28 protein-coding genes and 1 tRNA gene are annotated in these 24634 nt (G+C 62.5%); 15 read left to right on the forward strand and 14 right to left on the reverse strand.

What is annotated here, in order from left to right; all coding sequences use genetic code 11:
* Window positions 1-50: 50 nt before the first annotated feature.
* Window positions 51-1667, reverse strand: a complete 1617-nt coding sequence (locus Q3Y53_RS09695; protein WP_303535473.1) for a glycoside hydrolase family 57 protein — start codon at window positions 1665-1667, stop codon at window positions 51-53.
* A gap of 109 nt (window positions 1668-1776) precedes the next feature.
* On the opposite strand from Q3Y53_RS09695, the gene Q3Y53_RS09700 reads away from it, so the two are divergent.
* Entirely contained in the window at window positions 1777-3399 is a 1623-nt protein-coding gene (locus Q3Y53_RS09700) for a 2-isopropylmalate synthase (protein WP_226424371.1), read from the forward strand.
* A 10-nt stretch (window positions 3400-3409) separates the two neighbouring features.
* Window positions 3410-4234 (forward strand): carbohydrate ABC transporter permease, encoded by an 825-nt coding sequence (locus tag Q3Y53_RS09705; RefSeq protein ID WP_303535476.1) that lies wholly within the window; start codon window positions 3410-3412, stop codon window positions 4232-4234.
* Here the strand turns inward: Q3Y53_RS09705 and Q3Y53_RS09710 are convergent.
* Window positions 4151-4465, reverse strand: a complete 315-nt coding sequence (locus Q3Y53_RS09710; RefSeq protein ID WP_226424369.1) for a hypothetical protein — start codon at window positions 4463-4465, stop codon at window positions 4151-4153. The two genes, Q3Y53_RS09705 and Q3Y53_RS09710, sit on opposite strands and share 84 nt — an antisense overlap.
* Window positions 4466-4527: 62 nt before the next feature.
* Here Q3Y53_RS09710 and Q3Y53_RS09715 point away from each other — a divergent pair, with 62 nt between their 5' ends.
* Window positions 4528-4773: a Nif11-like leader peptide family RiPP precursor gene (locus Q3Y53_RS09715; protein ID WP_226424368.1), complete on the forward strand. Its 246-nt coding sequence runs from the start codon at window positions 4528-4530 to the stop codon at window positions 4771-4773.
* An 18-nt stretch (window positions 4774-4791) separates the two neighbouring features.
* Here Q3Y53_RS09715 and Q3Y53_RS09720 read toward each other — a convergent pair whose 3' ends face one another.
* Together Q3Y53_RS09720 and Q3Y53_RS09725 are read right to left on the reverse strand one after the other, a co-directional pair.
* A complete protein-coding gene (locus Q3Y53_RS09720; RefSeq protein ID WP_303535479.1) occupies window positions 4792-5001 on the reverse strand; it encodes a hypothetical protein in 210 nt (69 codons plus the stop codon).
* 70 nt (window positions 5002-5071) lie between these two features.
* Window positions 5072-5518 (reverse strand): hypothetical protein, encoded by a 447-nt coding sequence (locus Q3Y53_RS09725; RefSeq protein WP_303535481.1) that lies wholly within the window; start codon window positions 5516-5518, stop codon window positions 5072-5074.
* Window positions 5519-5608: 90 nt separating this feature from the next.
* On the opposite strand from Q3Y53_RS09725, the gene Q3Y53_RS09730 reads away from it, so the two are divergent.
* From Q3Y53_RS09730 to Q3Y53_RS09745, 4 genes are all read left to right on the forward strand, one after another.
* Complete coding sequence (locus Q3Y53_RS09730) at window positions 5609-5857, forward strand: hypothetical protein (RefSeq protein ID WP_226424365.1); 249 nt, start codon at window positions 5609-5611, stop codon at window positions 5855-5857.
* Window positions 5857-6159, forward strand: coding sequence for an MTH1187 family thiamine-binding protein (locus Q3Y53_RS09735; protein ID WP_226424364.1), 303 nt, complete (start codon window positions 5857-5859; stop codon window positions 6157-6159). The genes Q3Y53_RS09730 and Q3Y53_RS09735 overlap by 1 nt, the downstream gene beginning before the upstream one ends.
* An 82-nt stretch (window positions 6160-6241) precedes the next feature.
* On the forward strand, window positions 6242-6730 hold the full coding sequence (locus tag Q3Y53_RS09740; RefSeq protein WP_226424363.1) for a hypothetical protein: 489 nt from the start codon (window positions 6242-6244) through the stop codon (window positions 6728-6730).
* Between the two features lie 8 nt (window positions 6731-6738).
* Window positions 6739-7344 carry an RluA family pseudouridine synthase gene (locus Q3Y53_RS09745; protein WP_303535485.1) on the forward strand — a complete coding sequence of 202 codons (606 nt, stop codon included), beginning with the start codon at window positions 6739-6741 and terminating at the stop codon, window positions 7342-7344.
* Window positions 7345-7374: 30 nt separating this feature from the next.
* Here the strand turns inward: Q3Y53_RS09745 and Q3Y53_RS09750 are convergent, their stop codons facing one another.
* The gene (locus Q3Y53_RS09750; RefSeq protein WP_226424361.1) at window positions 7375-9465 is read right to left on the reverse strand and encodes an HDIG domain-containing metalloprotein; all 2091 of its coding nucleotides are present in this window, start codon (window positions 9463-9465) and stop codon (window positions 7375-7377) included.
* A gap of 70 nt (window positions 9466-9535) precedes the next feature.
* Between Q3Y53_RS09750 and folD the strand changes: the two genes are divergently transcribed.
* Genes folD through Q3Y53_RS09775 form a run of 5 tightly spaced genes read left to right on the forward strand, consistent with a single transcriptional unit; the run spans window position 9536 to window position 13991 of the window.
* Complete coding sequence (folD, locus tag Q3Y53_RS09755; RefSeq protein ID WP_303535487.1) at window positions 9536-10417, forward strand: bifunctional methylenetetrahydrofolate dehydrogenase/methenyltetrahydrofolate cyclohydrolase FolD; 882 nt, start codon at window positions 9536-9538, stop codon at window positions 10415-10417.
* An 8-nt stretch (window positions 10418-10425) separates the two neighbouring features.
* Window positions 10426-11103: a TIGR02466 family protein gene (locus Q3Y53_RS09760; RefSeq protein ID WP_226424360.1), complete on the forward strand. Its 678-nt coding sequence runs from the start codon at window positions 10426-10428 to the stop codon at window positions 11101-11103.
* Window positions 11104-11143: 40 nt separating this feature from the next.
* On the forward strand, window positions 11144-12034 hold the full coding sequence (gene crtE / locus Q3Y53_RS09765) for a geranylgeranyl diphosphate synthase CrtE (RefSeq protein WP_303535488.1): 891 nt from the start codon (window positions 11144-11146) through the stop codon (window positions 12032-12034).
* Window positions 12031-12543 carry a divergent PAP2 family protein gene (locus Q3Y53_RS09770; RefSeq protein ID WP_226424358.1) on the forward strand — a complete coding sequence of 171 codons (513 nt, stop codon included), beginning with the start codon at window positions 12031-12033 and terminating at the stop codon, window positions 12541-12543. The genes crtE and Q3Y53_RS09770 overlap by 4 nt, the downstream gene beginning before the upstream one ends.
* Window positions 12540-13991: an AAA family ATPase gene (locus Q3Y53_RS09775; protein ID WP_303535491.1), complete on the forward strand. Its 1452-nt coding sequence runs from the start codon at window positions 12540-12542 to the stop codon at window positions 13989-13991. Before Q3Y53_RS09770 ends, Q3Y53_RS09775 begins: the two co-directional genes overlap by 4 nt.
* A gap of 1 nt (window position 13992) precedes the next feature.
* On the opposite strand, the gene Q3Y53_RS09780 is transcribed toward Q3Y53_RS09775, so the two are convergent.
* The 7 genes from Q3Y53_RS09780 to Q3Y53_RS09810 form a co-directional block, all read right to left on the reverse strand.
* Entirely contained in the window at window positions 13993-14679 is a 687-nt protein-coding gene (locus Q3Y53_RS09780; protein ID WP_226424356.1) for a GAP family protein, read from the reverse strand.
* A 129-nt stretch (window positions 14680-14808) separates the two neighbouring features.
* Complete coding sequence (locus tag Q3Y53_RS09785) at window positions 14809-15183, reverse strand: hypothetical protein (RefSeq protein ID WP_303535495.1); 375 nt, start codon at window positions 15181-15183, stop codon at window positions 14809-14811.
* Window positions 15184-15268: 85 nt separating this feature from the next.
* On the reverse strand, window positions 15269-15589 hold the full coding sequence (locus Q3Y53_RS09790; protein ID WP_368506446.1) for an acylphosphatase: 321 nt from the start codon (window positions 15587-15589) through the stop codon (window positions 15269-15271).
* Window positions 15517-16944 (reverse strand): cobyrinate a,c-diamide synthase, encoded by a 1428-nt coding sequence (locus tag Q3Y53_RS09795; RefSeq protein WP_303535497.1) that lies wholly within the window; start codon window positions 16942-16944, stop codon window positions 15517-15519. The genes Q3Y53_RS09790 and Q3Y53_RS09795 overlap by 73 nt, the downstream gene beginning before the upstream one ends.
* A 14-nt stretch (window positions 16945-16958) precedes the next feature.
* Window positions 16959-18245: a glucose-6-phosphate dehydrogenase assembly protein OpcA gene (locus Q3Y53_RS09800; RefSeq protein WP_226424352.1), complete on the reverse strand. Its 1287-nt coding sequence runs from the start codon at window positions 18243-18245 to the stop codon at window positions 16959-16961.
* Between the two features lie 56 nt (window positions 18246-18301).
* Window positions 18302-19825 (reverse strand): glucose-6-phosphate dehydrogenase, encoded by a 1524-nt coding sequence (gene zwf / locus Q3Y53_RS09805; RefSeq protein ID WP_303535499.1) that lies wholly within the window; start codon window positions 19823-19825, stop codon window positions 18302-18304.
* A gap of 169 nt (window positions 19826-19994) precedes the next feature.
* Window positions 19995-21185: an FAD-binding oxidoreductase gene (locus Q3Y53_RS09810; protein ID WP_303535501.1), complete on the reverse strand. Its 1191-nt coding sequence runs from the start codon at window positions 21183-21185 to the stop codon at window positions 19995-19997.
* 161 nt (window positions 21186-21346) lie between these two features.
* On the opposite strand from Q3Y53_RS09810, the gene Q3Y53_RS09815 reads away from it, so the two are divergent.
* Complete coding sequence (locus Q3Y53_RS09815) at window positions 21347-21868, forward strand: SRPBCC family protein (protein ID WP_226424349.1); 522 nt, start codon at window positions 21347-21349, stop codon at window positions 21866-21868.
* A 173-nt stretch (window positions 21869-22041) separates the two neighbouring features.
* Here Q3Y53_RS09815 and Q3Y53_RS09820 read toward each other — a convergent pair.
* Window positions 22042-22114: transfer RNA gene (locus Q3Y53_RS09820), tRNA-Glu, on the reverse strand.
* Between the two features lie 47 nt (window positions 22115-22161).
* A complete protein-coding gene (locus Q3Y53_RS09825; protein WP_226424348.1) occupies window positions 22162-23313 on the reverse strand; it encodes a histidine kinase in 1152 nt (383 codons plus the stop codon).
* A gap of 108 nt (window positions 23314-23421) precedes the next feature.
* Here Q3Y53_RS09825 and Q3Y53_RS09830 point away from each other — a divergent pair, with 108 nt between their 5' ends.
* Window positions 23422-24009 (forward strand): hypothetical protein, encoded by a 588-nt coding sequence (locus Q3Y53_RS09830; protein ID WP_303535503.1) that lies wholly within the window; start codon window positions 23422-23424, stop codon window positions 24007-24009.
* A 217-nt stretch (window positions 24010-24226) separates the two neighbouring features.
* On the forward strand, window positions 24227-24526 hold the full coding sequence (locus tag Q3Y53_RS09835) for a cAMP phosphodiesterase (RefSeq protein WP_226424346.1): 300 nt from the start codon (window positions 24227-24229) through the stop codon (window positions 24524-24526).
* The last annotated feature ends 108 nt before the right edge of the window (window positions 24527-24634 follow it).

Here is a 24634-nt window from a genome sequence, read left to right on the forward strand (position 1 = left end):
TCAGGAAGCCATTCCCTCAGTTGAGGGAGTTCTGAGCATCCACGCCTCCCTCATTTGGGGGAGGCGTTTGTTTGTGCGCTGGGCGCAGAAGGCTGTGCGGTGGGCTGGACCGGGGCCCAGTCCAGTGGCTGAATCATTGGGAAAAGGCGGTCGTCCGTCTGCACCTCCTCGAGCCAGCCCTCCGGTAACTCGGCCGTGCCATCGATCGCCTGCATCAGTTGCCAGAAGCGGCCCAGGTGGCGCTCCACCCGTTCTTTGGCCAGTTCGGTGGTGGTGCCGGCTCGGAGGATGAAGCTCCAATCCGACGACTGCGCCAGCAACAGTTCCCGCGCCGCCTGCTGCAGCCATTGCATGGCCTGCTCGCTGCCCACGCCGCGGCTGCAGCGCTGCACCATCGCGGCGCTGGCCTTTTCCCACTCCGGGATGATCCAGGCGTTGCTGTCGTTCAGCCAGTAGTCGTGATAGCCCCCTTGCCCCCAGCTGGAGGGGGAGGGATCACAGAGCTGAAGTTGGCCAACGCTATTCAGCACATCGCGTAGCCGGGTGAAGGCCACCCCCTCCTGGGGGGCCTGCCGGAACAGCTGACTGAGAAAGGCCGGCCCTTCAAACCACCAGTGGCCAAACAGTTCCGCATCGAAGGGGGCTACCAGCAACGGCGGCACTTCCATGGCATTCCCGAGCTGATCCAACTGCCGCCGCCGGCCCTGCAGGTAATCGGCGGCATGCTCTTTCACCCGTTCAGCCGCCACTCCCGGTTCATAGGGCTGTTTCCGGTCCAACGGTGCACTGTGATCGGTCACCCGATGCAGCTTCAGGCCAAGCGGGCGGGGTTGGTCGAGCCCCAGGGGCTTCAGCTCTTCGATGGGCAGGTCCCAGCCCAGATCGCGATGGAACTCCCGGTAGTGGGGATCGCCGGGGTAACCGTCCTTGGCCGACCAAACCGGCAGGGTTGCATCACTGTCACGCCCGAAGAAGGCCACCCCGTTGCGGCTGCAGATCGGTGCGTACACCCCGTAGCGGGGTCTGGGTCGGCCATGCAGCAGCCCATGGCCATCCAGCACGGCGTAACGCAGCCCGGCATCGCGCATCCAGCGATCCAGGCCTTCGTAATAGGCGCACTCGGGCAACCAGATCCCCAAGGGGCGTTCGCCCACGAGGCGTTGGTGTTCCCGCACCGCCGTGCGCAGTTGGCCGCGCACCGCTTCCGGGTGATGGCGCAGCAGGGGCAGATAGCCGTGGGTGGCGCCGCAGGTGAGCAGGTCCACCACCCCAGCGCGTTGCAGGGCAGCGAAGCGTTGGATCAGGTCACCGTCGCAGGACCGCCAAGCCAGCCGATGCCGCTCGATCGCGGCCGCCAGGTGCTCGGCGCCCTCACGCAGCGATGGATCCGCTTTTGGCAGAAGATCCAGCCGTTCGTTCAGCCACTGGGGGAAACGCTGCTTGAGGTCTTGATCACTCAGCAGCGACAGCAGCGTCGGCGACAAGCCGATGGTGAGTTTGGGCTGCTGGTTGGGGTCGGCGCTGGCCAGCTCCAGCGTTTCCAGCAGGGGCAGGTAGCACTCGATCAGGGCCTGGAAAAACCAATCCTCTTCCAGGGAGCCAGGTTGTGCCGATCGCACGTAAGGCAGATGGGCATGCAACACCAGGGCGACAGCGCCTTTGGTCACGAACAAGCCCAAACGGTGGCTGACATTAATCCGTTTCCCTCTCGGGGGCTGAACTAGGATGTACTAACTCATAGTCATTCCGACTAAGACCTCCGCTGGAGCCTCTTCCATGGCCAAGGACCCCGGTCGCGTCCTGATTTTTGACACCACCCTCCGGGATGGTGAACAGTCGCCCGGGGCGAGCCTCAACCTGGAGGAAAAGCTGGCCATTGCCCAGCAGCTGGCGCGGCTCGGTGTGGATGTGATCGAGGCGGGATTCCCTTTCGCCAGTCCTGGGGACTTCGCCGCCGTGCAGCGGATCGCCCAGCAGGTGGGTGGCGACAACGGCCCGATCATCTGCGGCTTGGCCCGTGCTTCGCGGGCCGACATCAAGGCCTGTGCCGATGCCGTGGCGCCAGCACCACATCGGCGCATTCACACCTTCATCGCCACCAGCGACATCCACCTCGAGCACAAGCTGCGCAAGAGCCGTGCCGATGTGCTCGGCATTGTTCCCGAGATGGTGAGCTATGCCCGCTCTCTCGTTGAAGACGTTGAGTTCTCCTGTGAAGACGCTGGCCGCAGCGATCCGGAGTTCCTCTACGAGGTGATTGAGGCAGCGATTGCTGCGGGTGCCACCACGATCAACATCCCCGACACCGTCGGTTACACCACCCCGTCGGAGTTCGGTGCCCTGATCGCAGGGATCAATCAGCACGTGCCCAACATCGGCGATGCCGTGATCTCCGTGCACGGCCACAACGATCTCGGCCTGGCTGTGGCCAATTTTCTCGAGGCGGTCAAGAACGGCGCCCGTCAGCTCGAATGCACGATCAATGGCATCGGCGAACGGGCCGGTAATGCCTCCCTCGAGGAGTTGGTGATGGCATTGCACGTGCGCCGTCGTTACTACAACCCCTTCTTTGGTCGGGATGAAGACAGCCCCACGCCCCTGACAGCCGTGCGCACCGAAGAGATCACCAAGACCTCACGCTTGGTGTCCAATCTCACCGGCATGGTGGTGCAGCCCAACAAGGCCATCGTTGGTGCCAATGCCTTCGCCCATGAATCCGGCATCCACCAGGACGGCGTTCTCAAGAACCGGCTCACCTACGAAATCATCGATGCCAAGACCGTGGGGTTGTCCGACAACCGCATCTCCCTCGGCAAGCTGAGCGGCCGCAGTGCCGTTCGCGCCCGTCTGGAGGAGCTGGGCTACGACCTCACCCGTGAGGACCTCGATGAGGCCTTTGCCCGCTTCAAGGAACTCGCTGATCGCAAGCGCGAGATCACCGACCGTGATCTGGAGGCGATCGTCAGCGAACAGGTGCAGCAGCCGGAAGCCCGCTTCCAGCTCAAATTTGTACAGGTCAGCTGTGGCAGCAGCCTGCGCCCCACCGCCACCGTCACCCTTCTCGATGAAGAAGGCAGTGAGACCACAGGTTCGGCGGTGGGCACTGGTCCGGTGGATGCCGTCTGCCGTGCTTTGAATGATCTGGCCGGTGTGCCCAATGAATTGATCGAGTTCTCGGTCAAGTCGGTGACCGAAGGCATCGATGCCATGGGCGATGTGACCATTCGCCTGCGCCGCAACGGTGCGCTCTATTCCGGCCACGCTGCCGACACCGATGTGGTGGTGGCGGCGGCCATGGCCTTTGTCAATGCCCTCAATCGCCTGGTGGCCGGAGAGGAGCGCCAGTCATTGCATCCGCAGAAGGATCCTGTTGTTCTGGAGACCCGACCGACGCTCTAGAGCCGACGCCATGCGCACCTCCACCGCCCGGGCTTTCCAGCTGGTGCTGCTGATTCTTCTCGCCCTGCTGGTGCTCACCCCGCTGCTCTGGTTGGTGAGCACCTCGCTCAAGGGTCCAGCGGAAGACATCTTCAGCAGTCCGCCGGCGTTGCTGCCCGCCCAGCCGAGCTTCGATGCCTACGTGCGGCTGTTTCAAGACAATCCCCTCACCACCTATCTGATCAACAGCACCGTGGTGAGTGGCCTGGCGGTGCTGGCCAACCTGCTGTTCTGCTCCCTTGCCGCCTATCCCCTAGCCAGGTTGCGCTTTGCCGGCCGAGGCCTGGTGCTGGGCTTGGTGGTGGCCACGATCCTGATCCCGTTTCAGGTGGTGATGATTCCGCTGTATCTGCTGATGGTGCAGCTGGGCCTGCGCAACACCCTGCTGGCCCTGGTGATTCCCCAGGCGGCCACAGCCTTTGGTCTCTATCTGCTGCGTCAGAGCTTCCTCGGCGTTCCCAAGGAGCTGGAGGAGGCGGCACGGATTGATGGCTGCAGCCGTCTGGGGGAATGGTGGAACGTGATGATCCCCGCCGCCAAGGCCGATCTGATCACCCTGGCGATGTTCGTCTTCATCGGCACCTGGAGTGATTTCCTCTGGCCGCTGGTGATCCTTGACGACCCATCCCTCTACACCTTGCCGCTGGGCCTGCAGCAACTCTCCAGCAGCTTTTCGCTGGATTGGCGGATTGTTGCCGCCGGCTCGGTGGTTTCAATCCTGCCGGTGCTGGTTTTGTTTGTGCTGTTGCAGCGCTTCATCCTGCCCAATGCCAGTGGGGATGCGGTGAAGGGATGAAGCCGCCGTGGTGCGTACGGCTGCGAAGGCATCCATGCGTTCCTGCATCACACCCATCTGTTGGCTGAGCAAGGCACTGTGGGCACGGTTCGGCGCGCGCTCCTCCAGCTGATCGATCCGTTCCTGCAGCGCCTGGATGCGTTGGTTGTGCTGCCGCAATCCCTGCAGCAGGGTCACCACCAGAACACTCACCAGCGCCAGGCTGCCGCAGCTGATCAGTTTCAACAGCATCCAACCTCCCCCACTTGGGCCGATGCTGACTTGAATGGGGGCACTCAACAAGTTGTGCCGGGATGTCTCTTGAGGATCTGGATCGGTTTCTGACGCTTCGCGACAGCGACCCTGATCTGGCCAAGGCCCTTGCTCAGCCCATGGATCTTGAGCGGTTTCTCGGGCTCGCTGCCGAGCATGGCTTTGCCTTGAGTGAGGCGGATGTCTTCGCGGCACAGCAGCGTGAATGCCAGGTGCAAACGGCAGCTGAGCTGCAGAAGGATCAAGCCGCCGAATCACGGCGCCTGCGCAATTTCATCCACGGCTGATCACCACCGCCGTTCAATTCACTGATCCAGCTTCACCACGTCCGGTGTTTCCCCATGCACTTCGCCGATCCAACGGGCGTGGTTCACGGCACCTTCGTGGGTGTGAAAGATCCAGGCGTCGTCAGGGGACGTTTGGCGTTCGATGCGTTGATCCACGGCATTGACGCCGAGATAGCCGCCGGCTGAACAGGAGCGCAGCACGTAGCGTTCGGCGTACTTAGTGAGCATTGGCTGAGAGGGCTCTATCTGTTCGCTAGCGGTGCCTTGCTGCGGCTTGGCGCGAACTGCGGAATTGCTTTTACTTTTCTTCCTTGAGGGTTAATAGGGTTTGTTGTTGCCAGCTCAACCCCGTGGGTGCTGCCAAGCGGCTCTGATGTCCTCCCTCACGGAACCAAGGAGTGCTGAGGGCCTCGATCTCCAGGTCGTCCAAGTTGAGAGACCAGATGTCCTGCAGGTAGCGGCGCAGTTGCTCCGGCTCGGGCTGATGGGGCTGTTGCCAGTGCACCACGGCCAACTGCCCCGGCCGTGAGCGGAGAATCGCGAGGCGGTGATTCGGATCGCCGTCGTTGGCGGGCTGAATCGACTCCTCCAGCTGCTCATCGCAGACGTAGAGCCGCAGCGGAGCGTTGCCGTCGGCTTGGGGAAGTGGATATTTGTTGAGATACAGGGCCCGTGCTTTTTGAAATGCTGCCCCCGGAGCCTTCACCATCAAGGCGTTGTAGGCCTGCTGCAGCTGTTCACTCATGCCCTTTCCGTCCTGTTGCTGGATCCAGTGTGTGAATGCCGCTGGGCCCCGACCATGGGAAGATGGTGACACTTCCGGGATTGGACTGCGATGGCCAAGCATCGCTCCCGCTACCGGTTGGTTGGCCTCGACGGTCAACCGCATCCGGTGCTCGACGCCCCCTACGACACGTTGGAACTGGCCCTCGCTGATGCCAGCGATTGGTGCACGGGACAAGGCTCCCGATGTTCCATGGGTCAGCAGGGCATTGCGGTTGAAGTGCGAACTGACAGCGGCAGTTGGCGCACCGTTGGTTATCCGCCGAGCTGCTTGAGCCGATCCAGTGCGATAGCGGGCTGATGTGGGTCAGTGTTGACCTCTGCGTGGTGCCGATCGGTGTCGGCGTCAGTCTTTCGCCTTACATCGCAGCCTGTGAGCGGGTGATCGCTGCCACCGGCTTGAGCCATCAGCTGGGTCCCAATGGCACGGCGATCGAAGGCCCGTGGGACGAGGTCATGGACTGTGTGCGGGCTTGTCACGCTGAGTTGCACGGCATGGGCGTCCCGCGCCTCTACACAACGCTCAAGCTCAACACCCGCACCGATCGGCAGCAGTCGTTCGCTGAGAAGGTCGCCTCAGTGGAAGAGCTGCTCGGCGATTGAAAATCTGTAGAACTTCGGTGCGTTTCGATCCGGTCTGAGCCGATCTTGAGACCAATGAGACTGTTGTGTGGTCCCTGGCTTGATGGGTCGCGGTTTCAGGGCTGCGCTGTTGGCACTGCTGGTTGTGCAGCTGACGGGCAGTGCTGTTCAAGCATCAACGTGGGATCGCATCTCCAGTTACCTGCGTCTGCTGCAGCGGGCTGGGGTGAATGCCCTGGTGGCGAGAGACTGCCCGTTGGGCTTACTGGGGGCCTTCCATGAGGGCAAGCAGGCCCTGTTGATGTGCGGCAACAACCTGCCAGACGATCCAGCGGTGGTTTGGGTGGTGCTGGCCCATGAATCAGCCCATGTGATGCAGTTGTGCAACGGCGGCAATCTGATGCCGGCGGCCTTGCTCAGCCGTGAGATGGAGGTGGCCCGCCAGCAGGACCCCAATCCTTTTCACGAGTTGCAGCTATATCACTCCAGTCAGCATCACGTTGAGGCCGAAGCCCGGCTGATTCAGGCCCTGCCAGCGGAGCAGGTGGTGGCCTTGTTTGAAAAACACTGCGCCAAGCGGCTCTCCCCTTGAAGCTGCTGATGCGGGACCCATGGCTGATCGCGGTGGATAAACCCGCCGGCCTGCTCAGCCAACCGGGCCTGGGGCCGGAGCAAAGCGATTCCGTGATCACCCGCTTGCAGCAGCAGGATCAAGGCCTGCGCCTGGTTCACCGCCTGGACCGCGACACCTCGGGGGTGCTGCTCTTGGCCCGAAGCGCTGACGCCCTGCGGCGGCTTAGTGCCCTGTTTGCTGAACGACGGATCAACAAGCTGTATCAGGCGGATGTGGAGGGGGAGCTTCACGGAAGCGGCTGCATTGCCAGCCCCCTGGCGCGCCTCTCGCGTCAACCGCCGCGCTACGGCAGCCACCCCGAGGGACGTCTGGCGCTGACGATCTGGCGAGCACGCGCCGCTGGTGCCCACAGCACGCGGCTCTGGTTGCGTCCGCTTACGGGGCGCTCCCATCAGCTGCGGGCCCATCTGGCCGAACGGTGCCATCCCATCGTGGGAGATCCCATCTACGGGGATGCCGGCCGTTCCTGTCGCATGCATCTGCATGCCCAGGCCTTGAGCTTTCGCCATCCCTTCACCCAGCAACGCGTTCGTTTGATCGCGCAGGAGGTTCCCTTTGCCACTGAGTGCTGAACTCGTGATTGCTGAGCGTGGATGCTGCGGTCAGCGTCGGGCGGGGATTGGATAGGGGATGCGGCGGTGGCGCATCCGCCGCCACACCTGCACGAAGGCACGAATCACCAGTTCAACTTCGCTGCGGTTGAGGCTGCTTTTGCGCAGTTGTCCATCCCGCTGCCGCGCTTCCACGATCCGCCGCACCGTGTCCACTGCCTGGGCATCGGAGGTGTCGGGAGGGAGGGATCGCAATGCCGCCTCACAGCCATCCGCCAGCATCAAAATTGCTGTCTCTTTGGAACGGGGTTCCGGGCCCCTGTAGCGAAAACGGCGTTCCTCAATCGCTCCGCCGCGCTCCTGGGCCTTGTGGAAGAAGTAGCCCATCTTCAAGGTGCCCTGGTGCTCAGGGATGAAATCCGCGATCCGCCGGGGGAGGCGGTGGCGCCGGGCCAGCTTCAGCCCCTCATCCACATGGGCTTGAAGCACCGCTGCACTTGCCTGGGGGTCATCCAGTGCGTCGTGGGGATTGGGCCCGTCCTTCTGGTTCTCGATGAACCAGTCCGGCGCATGCAGTTTGCCCACATCGTGATACAGCGAGCCGGTCCGGATTAGATCCACATCCGCGCCAATCGCCCGCGCCCCCTCCTCCGCCAGGCCGCAGATCATCAGGGTGTGTTCAAAGGTCCCTGGGGCTTCGCAGGAGAGGCGGCGCAACAGAGGCCGTTCCTGATCCGCCAGCTCCAGCAGCCGTGCCCGAGTGAGCAGGCCGAAGGATCCTTCCAGCATCGGGATCAGCAGCAGGCTGAACATCAGCACAACCCCCAGCAGCAAGGCATCGGTAGCCAGTTCATCCAGGCTTGGATTCAGGCTTCCCCAGAGCCGCAGGCCGGTGAAGGGTTGCAGCTGCAGCAGCAGCCACTGGCCCACAAGGGCGCCGATCGGCAGCAGCACCGTCAGTTGCAGCAGCTGGCCGCGGCTGCGTTGACGGCCCGCGATCAAGGCCCCAGCGGCGGCCACGCTTGCCGCCACCAGCAGGCGGCCATCCCCAAGTCCCTGCACGGGTTCTGGCCAGAGCAGCGCGGCCACCCCCATCCAGACCAACCCGCAACCGGTGCCCAGTCCCTCCGCCAGCAGCAGGCTGGGCGGCACAAGGATGGCCAGAGGGCTCACGGTTCCCTTGAACCAGAGTTTCGCTCCCTGCACCAGCAGCAGCAGCCCCACCGCCAGCAGGGCGTGGCGCACTTCCAGGCCAGGCCGTTCGCGCCGCATCACCAACAGCATCACTGCGCAGGCTGCAGCGGCTTCAGCAAACCGTTGGAACCAGATCAACGGTTGGGGTTCGCGGCGCACGCGGCCGAAATAATCCAGCACGTCGTAGGCCTGGGGGCTGATCGGCTCGCCTTTGCGGGTGATGAGATCCCCCTTGCGCACCTCGATGGTGGGGATGGCCTGTTTGGTCAGCTGTTCTTCGATCAGCTGTTTGCTCAGGTTTGGGTCGGTGCGCAGGTTGCTGCTGCCGCGCAGGGCGCTGGTGAGCACCTTGCCGGCCAGGGAGCTCGCTGCAGGTGGCTGCAGGGCAACCGGCTTGAGTTGAAGGTTGGCCGCCTGGCGTAATTGCTCAACGGCCAGATTGCTCACCAGCCCTTGGCTGAGCATGCGATCAGCGGTGCTGCGCACCACCTCATCCCAGGCCAGATGTTCCCGTTCACTGCGTCGTTCCAGCCATTTCTTCTCCGGCTCAGACAGGTTCACCGGCCCGATCCGTGCCCCAGATCCGGTGTTGGTGACCTCCTGCAGCTGCAGCAGTTGTTGCTCGAGCCGTTGTTTGAGTGCTTGGGTTTGCTCCTGATCGATGACCTGCACCACCGATCGCGCCACCAAAGAGGCCCGCTGCTGCTCGAGGGCGGTGCTGTCCTGCACCAGGGCATCTTTCGGAGCGATGGCTTCAAACGGGGCCAGCGATCCGGGTTGGACTTTCGGCTTAATCAGCCAGGGCAGGCTTGAGGCTGCGGCCACGGAAAGGCACAGCAACAGAACAACGAGGGTCTGCAGTCGCGTCCAGCGCAGCAGGCGACCGCCTGGGCCTTCGAGCCGCACCCAGTTCCGCCAAAGGCTGCTCAGCCGAGGAACGCGAACCAAAAAGGACCCTATAGCGGTCTAACGCTAGCTCTCTCTAGAGGGCATGCTGGACGGAGTGCACGGGGATGCCATGGCCCTGCGTTTGGACGGCAAGGTGCTGGCAAGGGATGTGGAGCATCGTCTTCAAACCCTGATTGAGCGGCGTTTGGCCGAGGCGGGGCGACCGCCGGGCTTGGCGGTGCTGCGGGTTGGTGATGATCCCGCCAGCGCCGTCTACGTCGCTAACAAGGAAAAGGCCTGTGCTCGGATTGGGGTGGCCAGCTTTGGCGATCACCTCCCTGCCGACACGCCTCCAGCGCAGGTGCTTCAAACGATTGAACGATTGAATGCCAACCCGGAAGTGGATGGGATCCTCCTGCAGCTTCCCCTCCCCGCCGGCCTCGATGAGGGGCCGCTGCTGATGGCCATCGATCCTGAAAAGGATGCCGATGGTCTACACACCCTCAATCTTGGACGGCTGCTCAAGGGGGAACCGGGCCCGCGCAGCTGCACCCCCGCAGGGGTGATGGCGATGCTGCGCAGCAATGGCATCGATCCAGCGGGCAAGCGCGCTGTGGTGATCGGCCGCAGCATTCTTGTGGGGCAGCCGATGGCTTTGATGCTGCAGGCCGCCAACGCCACCGTCACCATTGCCCACTCCCGCACGGTCGATCTGGCGGCCCACACCCGCGAAGCCGACATTCTTGTGGTGGCAGCCGGCCGTCCTGAGTTCATCGGGGCCGAGTACGTGCGGCCGGGAGCGGCGGTGGTGGATGTCGGCATCCACCGCAAGCCGGAAGGCGGATTGTGCGGTGATGTTCGAGCGGCTGAAATTGAGTCGATCGCTTCTGCCCTTTCGCCTGTCCCCGGCGGTGTGGGACCGATGACGGTGACGATGCTTCTGGTGAACACCGTTGTGGCTTGGTGCAGACGCCACAACCTTGACCATGATTTGGACGATCTCGTGCCCTGATCGGTTCCATGGCGCTGCACTGGCTGTTCCCCACCCCCGTTCTGCAGGTGGATCTCGAGCCGGATGCCGCCACCGCCGCAGCCATGCAGCAGCAGCTGGAGCAGTTCGATGCCCAGGTGTATCAGCACCCCGAGTTCAGCGATCGCAACAACCTCACTGGGGATCTGTTGGGCCATGCCGGCCTGGATCAGTTGCATCGCATGGATGCGTTCCAGTGGCTGAACGGCCAGTTGGCCGAGCAGGTGTCGGCTTATCTCCGTTCGCTGTTAGGCCCGGATCACGGTCTTGTGGCCCATATCCAAAAAGCCTGGCCCGTGGTGTGTGCGAGGAATGGCGGAACGGTGGATCTCCACAGCCACCGCAATGCCCAGTTGAGCGCGGTGTTTTACGTGTTGACGGATTCGGCCAACGAGAGCGGGGAGCTGGAATTTGAGGCGCCAGACGATTACTTCAGCCATGTGATGGCGATTCCTTACCGCGACGCGGCTGTCTCTGGTGGTGTGTTCGCGCCGCTGCCCCACCGTCTTCTGCTGTTCCCCTCGGACCTGCGCCATCGGGTGCTCCCCTACGAGGGAAGCGGCCCCCGCTATTCGGTGTCCTACGACCTGGCCATCACCACGGCGCCAGGCAAGGGACGCGAGATGCGAACGCCCCATCCGATGGATTGGGTCCCCCTCGGCAGCTAAGGGCTCGGCCTGAGAGAATCCCGCCAGCCAGGGTCCACCCATGAGCGCCGAGTTCGATTTCAAGGCCTATCTCGGCAAGGCCAAAGAGCAGGTGGAAGCGGCCCTCGATGGATCCCTTGGTCCTGAGCGGCCGGAGTCCCTCAGGGAAGCGATGCGCTATTCGCTGCTTGCCGGTGGCAAGCGCCTGCGCCCGATTCTCTGCCTTGCCGCCTGCGAGCTGGCGGGTGGGGAGGCGACGCAGGCCCTGCCCACGGCGGTGGCGCTGGAAATGATCCACACCATGTCGTTGATTCACGACGATCTGCCGGCGATGGATGACGACGACCTGCGCCGTGGTCGTCCCACCAACCACAAGGTGTATGGCGAAGCGGTCGCCATCCTTGCGGGTGATGCCTTGCTGACCCGCGCCTTTGAAATGGTGGCGCTGCGCAGTCCGGATGTGCCGGCTGAGCGCCTGCTCAAGGTGGTGGGAGAACTGTCGTTGGTGGCCGGGGCCCCTGGCTTGGTGGGCGGCCAGGTGGTGGATCTGGAAAGCGAGGGCAAGGAGGTGGATCTTGAAACCCTCGAGTACATCCACCTCCACAAAACCGGAGCCCTGTTGAGTGCTTGTGTGATCACCGGGGCGATGATCGGCGGCGCCGATGAGGCGCTGATCAAGGCCCTGCGCATCTATGCCAGGGGAATCGGCCTCGCCTTCCAGATCATCGACGACATCCTCGACATCACGGCCAGCAGCGAGGTGCTCGGTAAAACCGCCGGCAAGGACCTCATCGCTGATAAGACCACTTATCCCAAGCTCCTGGGGCTCGATGAGTCCCGCCGCCGGGCTGATGCGCTGGTGAACGAAGCGAAAGAGTCCCTTCAACCCTGGGCGGAGAAGGCCATTCCCCTGCTGGCGTTGGCCGACTTCATCACCAGCCGCGACCGATGATCGACGCCACGCCTTCCCATGCGGTCCTGCGGGAGTTCTTCGACAACAGTTCGCTCACCTGGGGCTTGATGGCCTGTGGCGTTGCCCAGCTCTCGAAGCTGTTCCTTGAGTTGATCCTGCATCGCCGTTGGCGGCCGTCCGTGTTGATCGAAACCGGCGGCATGCCGTCGAGCCACTCCGCCCTGGTCACAGGCACGGCGGCCTGTGTGGGCTGGACCCTGGGCTTTGATCACCCCCTCTTTGCCCTTGCGGCGATGGTGGCGTTCGTTGTCATGTACGACGCCAGTGGCATTCGGCGTAATGCCGGGCTGACGGCGGAACGGGTGAATGGCTTGCCTGATTCGCTCTGGCCGGAGGCTCCGGAGAAACCCCTCAAGGAAAGCCTGGGCCACAGCAGGCTGCAGGTGCTGGTGGGCAGCCTGATGGGGCCCGCCATTGCTCTGCCTGGCTTGGAGTTTGTGGGATCACCGCTGCATCTGCTGTCGGGTCTTGGAGCTGGGCTGGGGTGACCGCCGCCGCGGAGCTCACCGCTGATCAGCTGGCTGCGGCGGATGCCTTTGCGGCCTGGCTCCAACAGCCCGTGGATGGCACGCCCTTCGTGCTCAGTGGTTTTGCTGGCAGCGGCAAGACATTTCTTTCCATGCGTCTGCTGCGTCAGGTGGAAGCCAGCGGTTTGTGTTGGACCGTCGTGGCCCCAACCCACAAAGCGGTGGGGGTCTTGCGCCAGGCCTTGGAGTTGGAGGGTCTCCAACCCACCTGGTATCCCTCCACCATCCATCGCTTGTTACGGCTGAAGCTCAAGCGCTCCGCCGACTCTGAACTCTGCGAACCCACCGAGCAGACGGCCATGGCCCTGGAGAACCTGGGCCTTGTGCTGATTGACGAAGCCTCGATGGTGGACAGCACTCTGTTGGGTATCGCCCTCCAGTGCGCCCATCCGTTCAAGACCCGTCTGGTGTTTGTCGGCGACCCGGCCCAGTTGCCACCGGTGGGCGAGCAGAACAGTCCCGTGTTTGCGATGCAACGGTCCTGTTCTGCCAGCTTGACCCAAGTGGTGCGGCATCAAGGCCCGGTGTTGCGGCTGGCGGCGGGTCTGCGGGAGGGGCGCCTGCCCTGCCAGATGCCACCGCTGCTGCCGCCGATTCGTTCACCGCAGGGGCAGGTGCGCAGCCTGGTGCAACGAGAGTGGCTGGATCAGGCCCGGCGTGCCTTGCGGGACGCCTCGGTCCAAGACAACCCCGACGCTGCACGCATCCTCTGCTACACGAACCGCACCCTGGATCGTTTGGTGCCCCATGCCCGCCGCGCGATCCATGGGGAAATGGCGGATCAGATGCCAGTGCTGCCCGGTGAGGTGTTGATCACTCGAACCGCGGTGATGGCCCCGGCCTCAAGGGATGGAGAAGAGGCCGGAGAAGAACCCGACATGGTGCTCGGCTCCAACCGTGAAGTGACGGTGCGGGACGTGAAGCCGGAGGCCTGTGACCTGGCGGATTTCGGCCTGTCCTCCGCCGACGGACCTGTGCCTGTGATCGAGACCCTCTCCGCCTCGGTGAATGCGGGGGATCTGGAGCTCACCCTGCGCCTGCAGCCGCCGATTGGCAGCTCTGGTCGTCAGGAGCTCGATGCGGTGATGCAGCGGCTGCGCAAGCAGGCCCGTGATGCCGGCAAGAAAAACGGTCGCGCGATCTGGCGTCAGTACTTCCTGATTCGTGATGCCTTCGCTTCCCTTGGGCCGGCGGCGGTGCTCACGGTGCACCGCAGTCAGGGCAGCAGTTTCGGGGATGTCTTTGTGGCACCGGATGTGTTCCGGGCCGACCCAGCCATTCGCCAGCAGCTCTGTTATGTCGCAGTGTCCCGGGCCCGCACGGGGGTTTGGTTGCTTGGCGGGGAGACGTCGCCTGATCTGCGCGCTGCCTGGCAGCGCGAATTCGACACCACCGGGGACCCCGTATGAATCAGGAGAGCATCAGGCCGCTGATCCCCTGCCAGCCGAGATAAGTCCCCAGCCCGAAACTGAGGCTGCCCACCACAAGTTCTCCCCGGCGCAGCAGGGCGGTTTTGCCGCGTTGCAGAAGCGGAAGAACCCCTTGGCGTCCGATCAACACCGCCAGAAACGGAACCAGCAGCAGGGCAGTGGCGGCGATGCTGAACCCGATGCTGCAGGCAATCTCTTCCTGCAGGGGCAATTGCGCGGTCAGGATGACGGCGGCGCCTTTGGCGAACAACAACAGGTCGTCGGGACTGATCACTTCAGTGACGCTGCTGATCAGCAACAGCAAGGGAAGCGGCATCCCGGCGAAACGGTCCACGGCGCCGCTCCAGGTGGGGGCTGCTCCGTCATCCAGCACCCCTCGGATCAGTTCACGCCCGCCCAGGGCAATTAAGGCGCCGCCGCCGATTAGATCCAGGCCGGTGCGGTGGTCGGATCCATGGGTCATGTCCAGCAGCAGTCCGTGGCCCAGCGTCAGCAGCCCGATCACCGCCAGGGCGCTGGTCAGCAGCCAGCCGCCTACAAACAAGCCCCCGCGCCGCAGCGGCGAGCCCCCCAGCAGCAGCAGTAGCAGCAGAACGATGTGGATGGGCGACAGCGCCACGCCAAGCCCGTAGGTCAGCAGTTCCGTCCAGATTCGGGGCTCCGCCATCGGCCTTCAGAGGCTCAGGATCAGGGCCGCCAGGCCAATGCTCACCCCCAAACTCACAACACCGAGAAGGGCTCTCCAGAAGGCTTTGTCTTTGGTGTCGAGGAAGTTGCTCAAGGAACGCCAGGGGCTTCAGTCGTCAGTTTTGCCATCTGGCAGCAGGTAAGGAAAGGTGCGACGGATCGGGCGGTGCAGCGACCGCAGCATTTTTTTGTAGTGCACGCCGGGCACAACGCTGTAACGGCGCCCCAGCACCAGCGCATGGTCCAGATCGGCCTCGCAGCTGCGGATGTCGGTCTGGACAGGCCGCGCCTGCGTTGACACCGGTGCAGCGGCGGGAATCAGGGCTGAAAACTGTCCTTCCCCCTGCCGCCAGCTCTGACAGGCGTCGAGGGCCTCTGCCGCGGAATCGAACACCTTCTTGGTGGTTTCCCGTCGCGTGCTCATGGCCTCCATGCCGAGCAGGGGCAGCGCGGTGATCAAAAGGACAAATCCGAAGCGGAGCATGCGACTGGCGCGAAGGTCCTGCTTCAGCCGTAGCGAGATAGGCGGAGCGTGGAACCCCCCTTCGCAATCTTTTCGCCTGAGTGTCTCAGTAGCGCACTTCGAACCAATCGTCGCCCGTAACCGTGAGCTGGCTGGGTGTCACCCGAAGCACCCTTGCACCCGGCGGCCCGACTTCACACCAGGCCCGAAGCTCAGATAAGGCCAGCGGTGGCCCTTCGGCTTGAACTTCCACACGGCCATCACTGAGGTTGCGCACCCAACCGCTGATGCCGAGATCCAGGGCGCGCCGATTGCAGCTGGCGCGGAACCCCACCCGCTGAACGCGGCCTTCGATCACCCAGCGCCAGCGTTCGGCGAAGGGTTGGATTCGCGTGGGTTGCTGGCGGCTGACGAAGCGCTTGCTGATCGCTTCTCCCCGGCTTCTAGCGCGGCGCGCCATCGGGAGCAGATCGTCGTAGAGCTCGCCCAGTGCAGGTGAACCCAGCTCGCGTGAACTGTCTGATCGACCCATCCTTCCGAATGTCGATGGACTTTCCATCCCTCAATGTCCCACAGCACTGACCTGTCGGAGGACGGCCGTTTGGTGTGCAGTTCCCAGCGGTGAAATTCGTGACCCACCAGCTGCTGACCGCTCTTCACAACAGGGCTGTCCCGCCGGGCCTGCAGGCGGCGATAGCCCACCTGCAGCGGGCCGCGCTGGGCCGTGAAGGGAAGCAGGCCCGCCATGCGGTGGCTGGTGCCATCGAGGTCGGTCAGCTGGTGTCCGAGCACAAGCATCCCGCCGCATTCGGCGTAGATCGGTCGCTGCTGCACGAAGGCCCGCAGCGAGCTCAGGCTTCGCTCACAGCCGCTGAGCTGGGCGGCGTGCTGTTCGGGGAAACCGCCCGGCAGGATCAGTCCCTTGGCTTCTGAAGGGATGGCCTCATCGGCCAGGGGGCTCCAGCGGAGCACGGGCATGCCCATGTGCTCCAGCAGTTCACTGGTTTCCTGGTAGCGGAAGTGAAAGGCGGCATCACTGGCTAGTGCCACTGGCAGGGGCTGCCCCTGTTCCACGGGAATGTTGGCCAGGGGCTGCGACCCGGGGCGGGGTGCCTGCAGCAGGGGTTCCAGGCGTTCCAGGTTCAGGTGCTGGCTGGCCAGAGCGGCCCAGGCCTGGCGTCGCTGCTCGGGGGCCTCCAATTCATGGGCCGGGGCCAAGCCGAGATGACGGCCCGGCAGGGCCAGGGCTTCGCTGCGCGGCAGGCAGCCCAGCAATGGCACCCCCATGCGCTCCAGCACCTCGGCCAGCAGCTCCCGGTGCCTGGGGCTGCTGACTTTGTTGAGCACCACACCCGCGATGTGCAGCTGGGGATCGTGATCGCGGAATCCGCGCACGATGGCGCCGAGGGAGGCGGCCTGACCACCGGCATCCAGCACCAGCACCACCGGCAGGTTCAGCAGGCGGGCCACGTCGGCGGTGCTTCCGGTTGTACTGCTGCCGATGCCATCGAAGAGCCCCATCACCCCTTCCACGAGGGTCAGCTCAGAGGCACCTCCGTAACCGTGAAACGCCTGGCGAACCCAGGTTTCCCCGCAGAGATTGAGATCGAGGTTGCGACAGGCCTGACCCGAGGCCTGGCTGAGCAGCTGGGCATCGAGATAGTCCGGTCCCACCTTGAAAGCTTGAATCCGGCGGCCGTTCTGCTGGGCCCAGCTCAACAGCGCCAGGCTCAATAGGGTTTTGCCGCTGCCACTGGCTGGTGCAGCGATGACAGCGGCCATGGCTCAGACGCGGATCAGCCCAGCAGCCTGGCAGCCAGCGGAGCCGCAGCGGCCAGCAAGGGGTTGGTGCTGTCGTGCCCGCCGCCCAGCAGGCGGGCCACATCCATTTCAGGGGTGTCGTGCTGCACGGGAACGACTTCCTCATGCAGATCGAGGTTGGCCATGCCTCCCCCCTCCAAACGCATGCAGCCCCCGGAGTCAGCGCAGAGAATCACGCACACGCCTTGCCCGTTCTCCGGTTCGGCAATGAGTCGAAGCCCCACCATCTGTCCGGCGTGCACGTTGGGCTGCCCCATCGGCACAGCCATCAGTTGGAAGCTCACCTCCGTGCCATCGGATCGCTTGAACTGGGCGGTGGTGCCGTCTTCGATCGCGGTGGTCGATACAAGCGTCCAGCCCAGTCGATCGGCGATCCAGGCGGCCAGCAGCAGCCCCTGGGCGGGGTGATGGCCCTCAACATCAATGTCGAGACGGGTGATGTGGCTTAGGGCATCACGCCGTTGTGGCGGGTCGAACACCATGGCGAGGGTCTCGCGCCAGCTGCGCAGGCGCAGCCAGTTGAGATCGTTCACCGCCTGGCCGCTCTCCACGCGGCTGCGCAGCAGCTCAAGGCATTGATGCGGATCCCCCAAAGCGGTGTCGATGATCAGGCGCCGTGGTGCGCTGTTGAGCCGTTGCATCAGCTCCGGCGCTTCGTCGATGCAGCCGTTCCACCAGACCCAGGCCGGCATCGATTCCGGCAGCAGGGGTTCGAGGATTGAAAGGCCCTCACTTAGGGCGCTATGGCCGCCCCGCAGCACCACAACATCTCCACAGGCGGTGGTACCCCCCCCTTCCTCAGGCAGCGGGCAGTAGGCGGCCACGAGTGTTTCGAGGGGCTGCGCCGCATCGATCGTTGGCGCCAGGGTGATCAACCGCCGGGGCATCAGCGCACTCAGGGCTGGATCGATGTACTGCCCACGCAGGTCTTCTGCGCTCGCCCGCCCTTCAAAATCAGCCACCGCCTTCACCACGGCCCCATCCAGCGGCGGCGTGCTCAGGGGAAGGTCGGCATCCAGCACCGCTTGGCGGCCCGCAGCGATCAAGGCGGCGGACTGCTGTCCGGTGACGGGCCCCGGCAGACGACCACTGCGGACGAGTTGCTGCTCGGCCCAGGCGGGTTGCCAGATCAGCAGGCAGAAGGTGTTGGCCCCGGAGCCCGTACTGCCCTGCTGCTCGGGGGACCAGAGCTGTTCGAGGTAGTGGGGGACCTCCGCAGGTGCAAGTTCCAGCGGGGTTTGCAGGGTGAGCTGAGGGGACATGGTGACGGATGAACGAGTCGTGCAGAGCTGAGAAGCTGGTCTATGGAAGAGCCGTATCAGGGGCGTCGCCAGAGCAGTCCGTCTTTCGCCAACAGGGCGTCTGCTGCGGCAGGTCCCCAGGTGCGTGATTCGTAGGGATGAACCGGCAGCTGCCAGGGGCTGTCTTCAATCAGTTCCAGCAGCGGGGTGTAAAGCCGCCAAGCCGCCTCCACTTCATCGCTGCGGGTGAAGAGGGTGGGATCGCTGAGCATGGCGTCAGCCAGGAGCCGCACATAGCCCTCATCAGAGGGTTCACCGAAGGATTCGTCGTAGGAGAACTCCATATCGATGGGGCGGCTGCGCATGCCAGAGCCGGGTGATTTCACCTCGAAGCGGAATTCAGCCCCTTCATCCGGCTGGATGCGCAGGATCAGCTGATTGGCGGTGGGGCCTCCGGTGGCCGCATCAAAGAGATGCACTGGTGCTTCACGGAAGGTGAGCACCACCTCACTCGTGCGCTTGGCCAGCCGTTTGCCGGTCCGCACATAGAACGGAACCCCCTGCCAGCGCCAGTTGTCGATGAACAGCTTCATCGCCACATAGGTCTCGGTGGTGCTGTTGGGATCCACGCCGGGTTCATGGCGGTAACCGGCCAGAGGCGATTCCGCGGAACCACCGGGTCCGTACTGGCCGCGGATGCAGCAGTTCCAGGGTTCGAGCTCATCGGCCAGGCGAGCAGCCTGGAGCACCTTGGCTTTTTCGTTGCGGATTGCTTCCGGATCAAAGCGTCCTGGTGGTTCCATGGCGGTGATCGCCAGCATCTGGGTCAGGTGGTTCTGCACCATGTCCCGCAGAGCACCGGCCGACTCGTAGTACCCGGCGCGCTCTTCCACGCCCACGGTTTCAGCGGCAGTGATTTGAACACTGGAGATGTAGTTGCGATTCCAGATCGGCTCGAAGATCGTGTTGGCAAAGCGCAGAACCATGATGTTCTGGACCGTTTCCTTGCCCAGGTAATGGTCGATGCGAAAGATCTGGTTCTCCTGACCGCAGGCCTGGACCACCCGATTGAGGCCCTGGGCACTGCCGTAGTCGCGACCGAACGGCTTCTCGATCACCACCCGGCTGCGTTTGGGGTCCTTCAACAGGCCAGCGTCGGCGAGTGAACGGCAGCCACTGGCATAGAACTTGGGGGAGACGGAGAGATAAAAGGTGCGGTTGCCGCGGGTGGCGCACTGTTGATCGATCTGCTCGAGCCTGGAGTGCAAGCTCAGCATGTGATCGCTGTTTTGTAGGTCGACCGGCTCGTAGAACAGCTTGCCGACGAACTGCTCCCAGGCCTGGGGATCGTCCTGAATCGTGCTGGCGAGCGCCTCCGCCATTTTTCCGCGGAACTCCTCGTCACTCCACGGCCGTCGCGCACAGCCCAAAAGGGCGAACTCACTGGGCAGACGCCGTTGTTTGAACAGCTCAAACAGGGCTGGCACCAGCTTGCGGTGGGTGAGATCACCGCTGGCGCCGAAGATCACCAGACACTGCGGCGCGATCACGCGCTCCTGGCGCAGTCCAACCCTGAGGGGGTTCGTCATCGTGGCAACCATGGAGTGTCCAGGCTTCTGACGCAGGTTTAGGCACGGAACCGGCAATAGACATGGTCTCGCCGCTTTGTTTCCGTGTTGGTTTCAGCGTTTGTTGCCAACCGAAAAAAAAAGTCCACCCCTCGGGGTGGACTTGAAACGATTGATGGCTGATCGAACAGCTCTTGATCGATCAATAGGTTTCAACGTGCCAGCGGTCGGCCTTTTTGAGCTGAGGGCGCAGTTCGGCCCAGTCCAGACCCTTGGCGGCCGCGGCGGCGGTCATGGCCTCATCAATGCCCGGCTCCATGCCGCGCAGACCGCACATGTACACATGGGTCTTGGGGTCTTCGATCATCGCGAAGATCTCTTCGGCATGTTCGAGAACGCGGTCTTGGATGTACATCCGGCCGCCCTTTGCGTTCTGCTGTTCCCGGCTGATCGCCTTGGTGTAGCGGAAGTTGTCGGGGTACTCCTTTTCGTAGTGGAGGAAGTCCTCGTCGTAAAGCAGGTTGGCGGTTTTGGGCGCACCCATGAACAGCCAGGCTTTGCCTCGGAATTTCCAACCGTTGGTCTCCTGTTCGCGGGGTTCGAACATGCGACGCAGATAGGTGCGCATCGGAGCGATACCGGTGCCGGTCGCCAGCATGATGACGTTGGCCTCCTCATCGTCAGGAAGAAGCATCTCCTTGCCGACCGGACCGGTGATCTTCACCTTGGTGCCGGGTTCGATGTCACAGAGATAGGTGGAGCAGACGCCGTAGATCTGTTCACCGGCATCGTTCTTGTATTCAAGCTGGCGAACACAGAGGGAGACGGTGTTGCCTTCCAGGTTGTCGCCGTGGCGGGTGCTGGCGATGGAATACAGGCGAAGTTTGTGGGGCTTGCCGTTGGCGTCCTCACCCTCGGGAATGATGCCGATGCTTTGGCCCTCGATGTACTTCAGCTGGGGGTCACCACCGGAGAGATCAAAGGTGATGTGCTGAACGCGACCGATCGCACCGTCCTGAAGCAGGGAATAGTTCTCGGTGACCGTCCCCATGAAAGGGGTTTTGGGCTTGTAGGTGTTGACCGGAACGTCGGCGTGGGGCTTTTTCTTCGGGGCGCTTGACGTCACGGCTTTCTTGGCGGGTTTTTTGGCGGGTTGTTTGGCAGGTGCCGGGGTGGCGGCAGCGGGAGCGGCAGAAGGCTCTTCGCCCGCACCATTCACAGAAACGATCTTGGCGCCCGTGGCCCCCAATCGTTTGAAAAGTGCGGAAAACTGGTTCATTGCAACGGTGTAGGTCCGCACCACGGACGGCTTGGAGCCGGCCTGGGGACCACGAGCCACAACAGTGAACAGAGCTTCATTGCAGTGCTCTGCCGCTGCATTGGACACCCGCATTGAAATTACCTGACTTTTGTGGCGCGACTATAGGCGTGGCCTTTGATTTCACACAAAAAGGTTGCTGTTCGGAACAGAATCTGATGTGATCCAGGCAACCTCCTTAAGATCCTCAAGTTCGGCCCCTCATCTCGGCGTCTCTTTTGGTTTTCCCCCAGACAATGTTTGGACGCGGGCTGCAAACCTCCGCAGATTCAGGGACTGCGATTGAGCAGACCATGGAGCGGCTGCCTCAGGGGACGCGGCGTTTGGCAGCTGAACTCAAATCTCCTTTGCCCGTTCAGCTGCTCTGGGATGTGCTGACGGATTACGAGAACCTGTCCCGCTTCATCCCCAACCTCAGTAGCAGCGAGCTGATCCAACGCCAGGGTCAGACGGTGCGGCTCCAACAGGTGGGTAGTCAGCAGCTTCTGGGGCTTCGCTTTTCGGCCCAGGTTCAGTTGGAGCTGACGGAATACCGCCAGGACGGACTACTCCAATTCCGCATGGTGAAAGGGGATTTCCGACGCTTCGATGGCACGTGGCAGATTCGTCAACGTCCTGACGGCAGCTCACTGCTTTATGAGCTGACGGTGCAAGGCTGCCTCGGCATGCCGATCGGTCTGATCGAAGAGCGGCTGCGGGACGATCTCTCCAGCAACCTCAAGGCCGTGGTGCAGGAAGCACACCGCAGAAACAACTGAACGAGAGATTTCGTTTGGGGTTCTGTTCTTGGCCCAAGTTCAATTGGACCTGATCGAGGAGCGAGGGCGCTCCATTCATCTTGCGAACTCAAGGAATTGGTGCGCGAATCGCACCGCAAAAACTCTGAACTGATACTCGGCTCATCGCCAAAACAAACTTGGCGATGACGTCATACCCCCAAGGGGATTCGAACCCCTGTCGCCTCCGTGAAAGGGAGGTGTCCTAGGCCTCTAGACGATGGGGGCGAGGCCGTAATCAACGAGCGTTCTGTGCTCCTGATCACTTGTGAACACTAGGGCTTGGTCGGACCCTCCGTCAAGACAGCTTGACCCCATTCCACGCCTTGTCCTTGCCAGATCGGCACCGTGAAGGTGAAGCAGGCACCCTCGCCAGGGTCCGAAACCACCCAGATCTTGCCGCCGTGCACTTCGACGATGCGGCGACAGACCGCAAGCCCCACGCCGTAGCCGGTGGTTTGGTCGGAGGTTTGCGGCAGCCGTACCCGATCTAGAAAAATTCGCTGCTGTTCCGCTTCCGGAATACCCGGGCCACTGTCACAAACGCTCACCTCCACACGCTGGCTGGTGCGGTGCAGCATCGTGAGCGAGATGTGCCCGCCATCGTTGGTGTATTTCAGGGCGTTTTCCAGGAGATTCAGCAGCACCTGGCGCATGCGCCGCTGATCGGCAAAGACCTTGGGCAGGTCAGCGGGAATATCGGTTTTGATCTCAACGTTGCGGCCCAGCCATAATTTTTCAAGCTCGAGAATCACTTCGGCTGAAACGCTGGCCAGGTCAAGCCGCTGTGGATTGAAAAGGGTTTCCCACCGGGTGGTGCCCACTTCGAGCAAATCCTTCGATAACGCCTCCATCTCTTGAAGGCGGCGGGTGATCACATCTTGAAAGCGATCCATATCGATCTGGCCCAGCTTCTGGCTTTGCAGGGCCAACGCCGCTGCCGTGAGTGGTGTGCGCAGTTCATGAGCCACCATGCGCAACAGCCGTTCCTGAGCACTGACGCGATCGATCAGCGTTTCGTTCTCCTGGCGCAGCACCAGCAGTTGATCTTCCAGCTGGAGTTCCTTCTGGGTGCGACTGCCATCGAGTTCGGTCGGCCTGAGGCTGAGGCCAAGGCCGCTCACCACCCCATCCTGTTTCCAGCGGGGCACCCACCCTTTGAGTTGCTGAAGGATGTTGCTTCCTGCGAACACCTGTTTGGGGTTCGGCGCCAGTTTGATCAGCGCTGGCGTCACCACGAGGCGATGCAGTTCAAGCAGTTCGGGTTGCTGTGAGGGATCGGCAACCTGCAGGGTGACTTCGAAGCCCAGGTCTTCCCGTTCCAGGAATTGCACCAGGGAACGGAGGTCCTGACCCGACAATTGATGACGTGCTGCCACCAACAGCAGGATCAACGGTTGACGTGTCTTGGGAGAGTCCTTAACCACGCGGACTGCAAGACAGCAAAAACCGATGCTCACCTTATGGGTTTTTGACTGGACCGCCAGCAGCGCTAAGACGAACAGGAATACTCCGTTGCGTCATCGACGCGGTCCATGTCGCTTTTTTCCGCGCAAAACCGTGTTCCTCTGACCGTTCCGGGGGGAGTGGCTGATCAGCCTTCGATTCAGGTTGATAGCAACCTGCGCCGCTGGTTCAACCGCAATCTGGGATTGTGGCGTTCCCGGCGGCAATACACCTTCAGCGACGATCAGGTTCTCCACTTGGACATCAACCTGAAGATGGAGGCCTTCGCCCATCCCGAGGCCGGCGAGAGTCGGTACCGCTTCAGTTGGTGGTCTGATCAGGAAGACCAGCATTCCGACGAATTCTTCGCCCGTAAGCCCTGGTTTGAACGCAGTGGTGTGATGGAAGCCACGTTGTGGGGCCATCAACTTCAGAGAAGTCGCGGTTACCTCACGGGAGACCCGGTGCGCACCCGGCTGCGTCAGGTGGATGAGCACGAAACCATCCTCGAATCCCACTATCAGCAGTGGGACATCCTTGAGCACATTCGCCTTATCGATCAAGACCGCTATCGCTACCGCGCCATCTACAGCTGGGAGAACGGTGAGCTCTCGATTGTTGAGCACCATCACGAGATTCGAATGTCCGATCCCCTGCCGCCAATCGAGGACGACTGAACGGCGCCGTTGTGTTGATGGCCCAGTTCAACAACCGCGCCTAAGCCTCGGCCAGCTTTGGCATGGGCGGTAAGTTGCCGAAAATTGACGCTGCCCGGGAACCAAGGTGATTCGTCGTTCATTTGCTGCCGCAGCTCTTTTGCTGGCAGCCCCCTTGCTGTCACCCGCAACGGCTCTGGCACAGTCCTCCAATGACAAGCCCACTCCTGCCACAGCCATGGAGGTCAACACCTATGGCGTGATGTCGATTGCCACCTTCTGTGAGGCAAGGGCTCAAAAGATTGATTTCAGCAAGTCTTTGGCCGTGGCTCTTGCTGGTCAGTTGCATGTGATTTATGGCAAGCACGGTGGTTTGCTTCCCGGCAGCAAAGAGCCCTTGCCAGAGAAGCAATTTCTCAATAATGCAGGATTCATGATTGTTGGAGGAGCGCTGAAGTTCTGCCCTAAATCAGTCCCCGCAGCAGAAAAGGCTCGTTTTGAAAAAGCTGCTGCCTCATTGAAGCCCTCCAAAAAATAATTCTTTTTCAGTCTTCAGTACTTGCAACGTCTGGCCGATCAGGTCAGACGTTTTTTTGTTCGTATTTTCTGTTGTCTTCTGCCCTTTGACGTCTGGCCTCTTGGCTGA

Origin of the sequence: Synechococcus sp. YX-04-1, from assembly GCF_030546365.1 — a bacterium.
In the GTDB taxonomy this organism is placed as follows: Bacteria; Cyanobacteriota; Cyanobacteriia; order PCC-6307; family Cyanobiaceae; genus Parasynechococcus.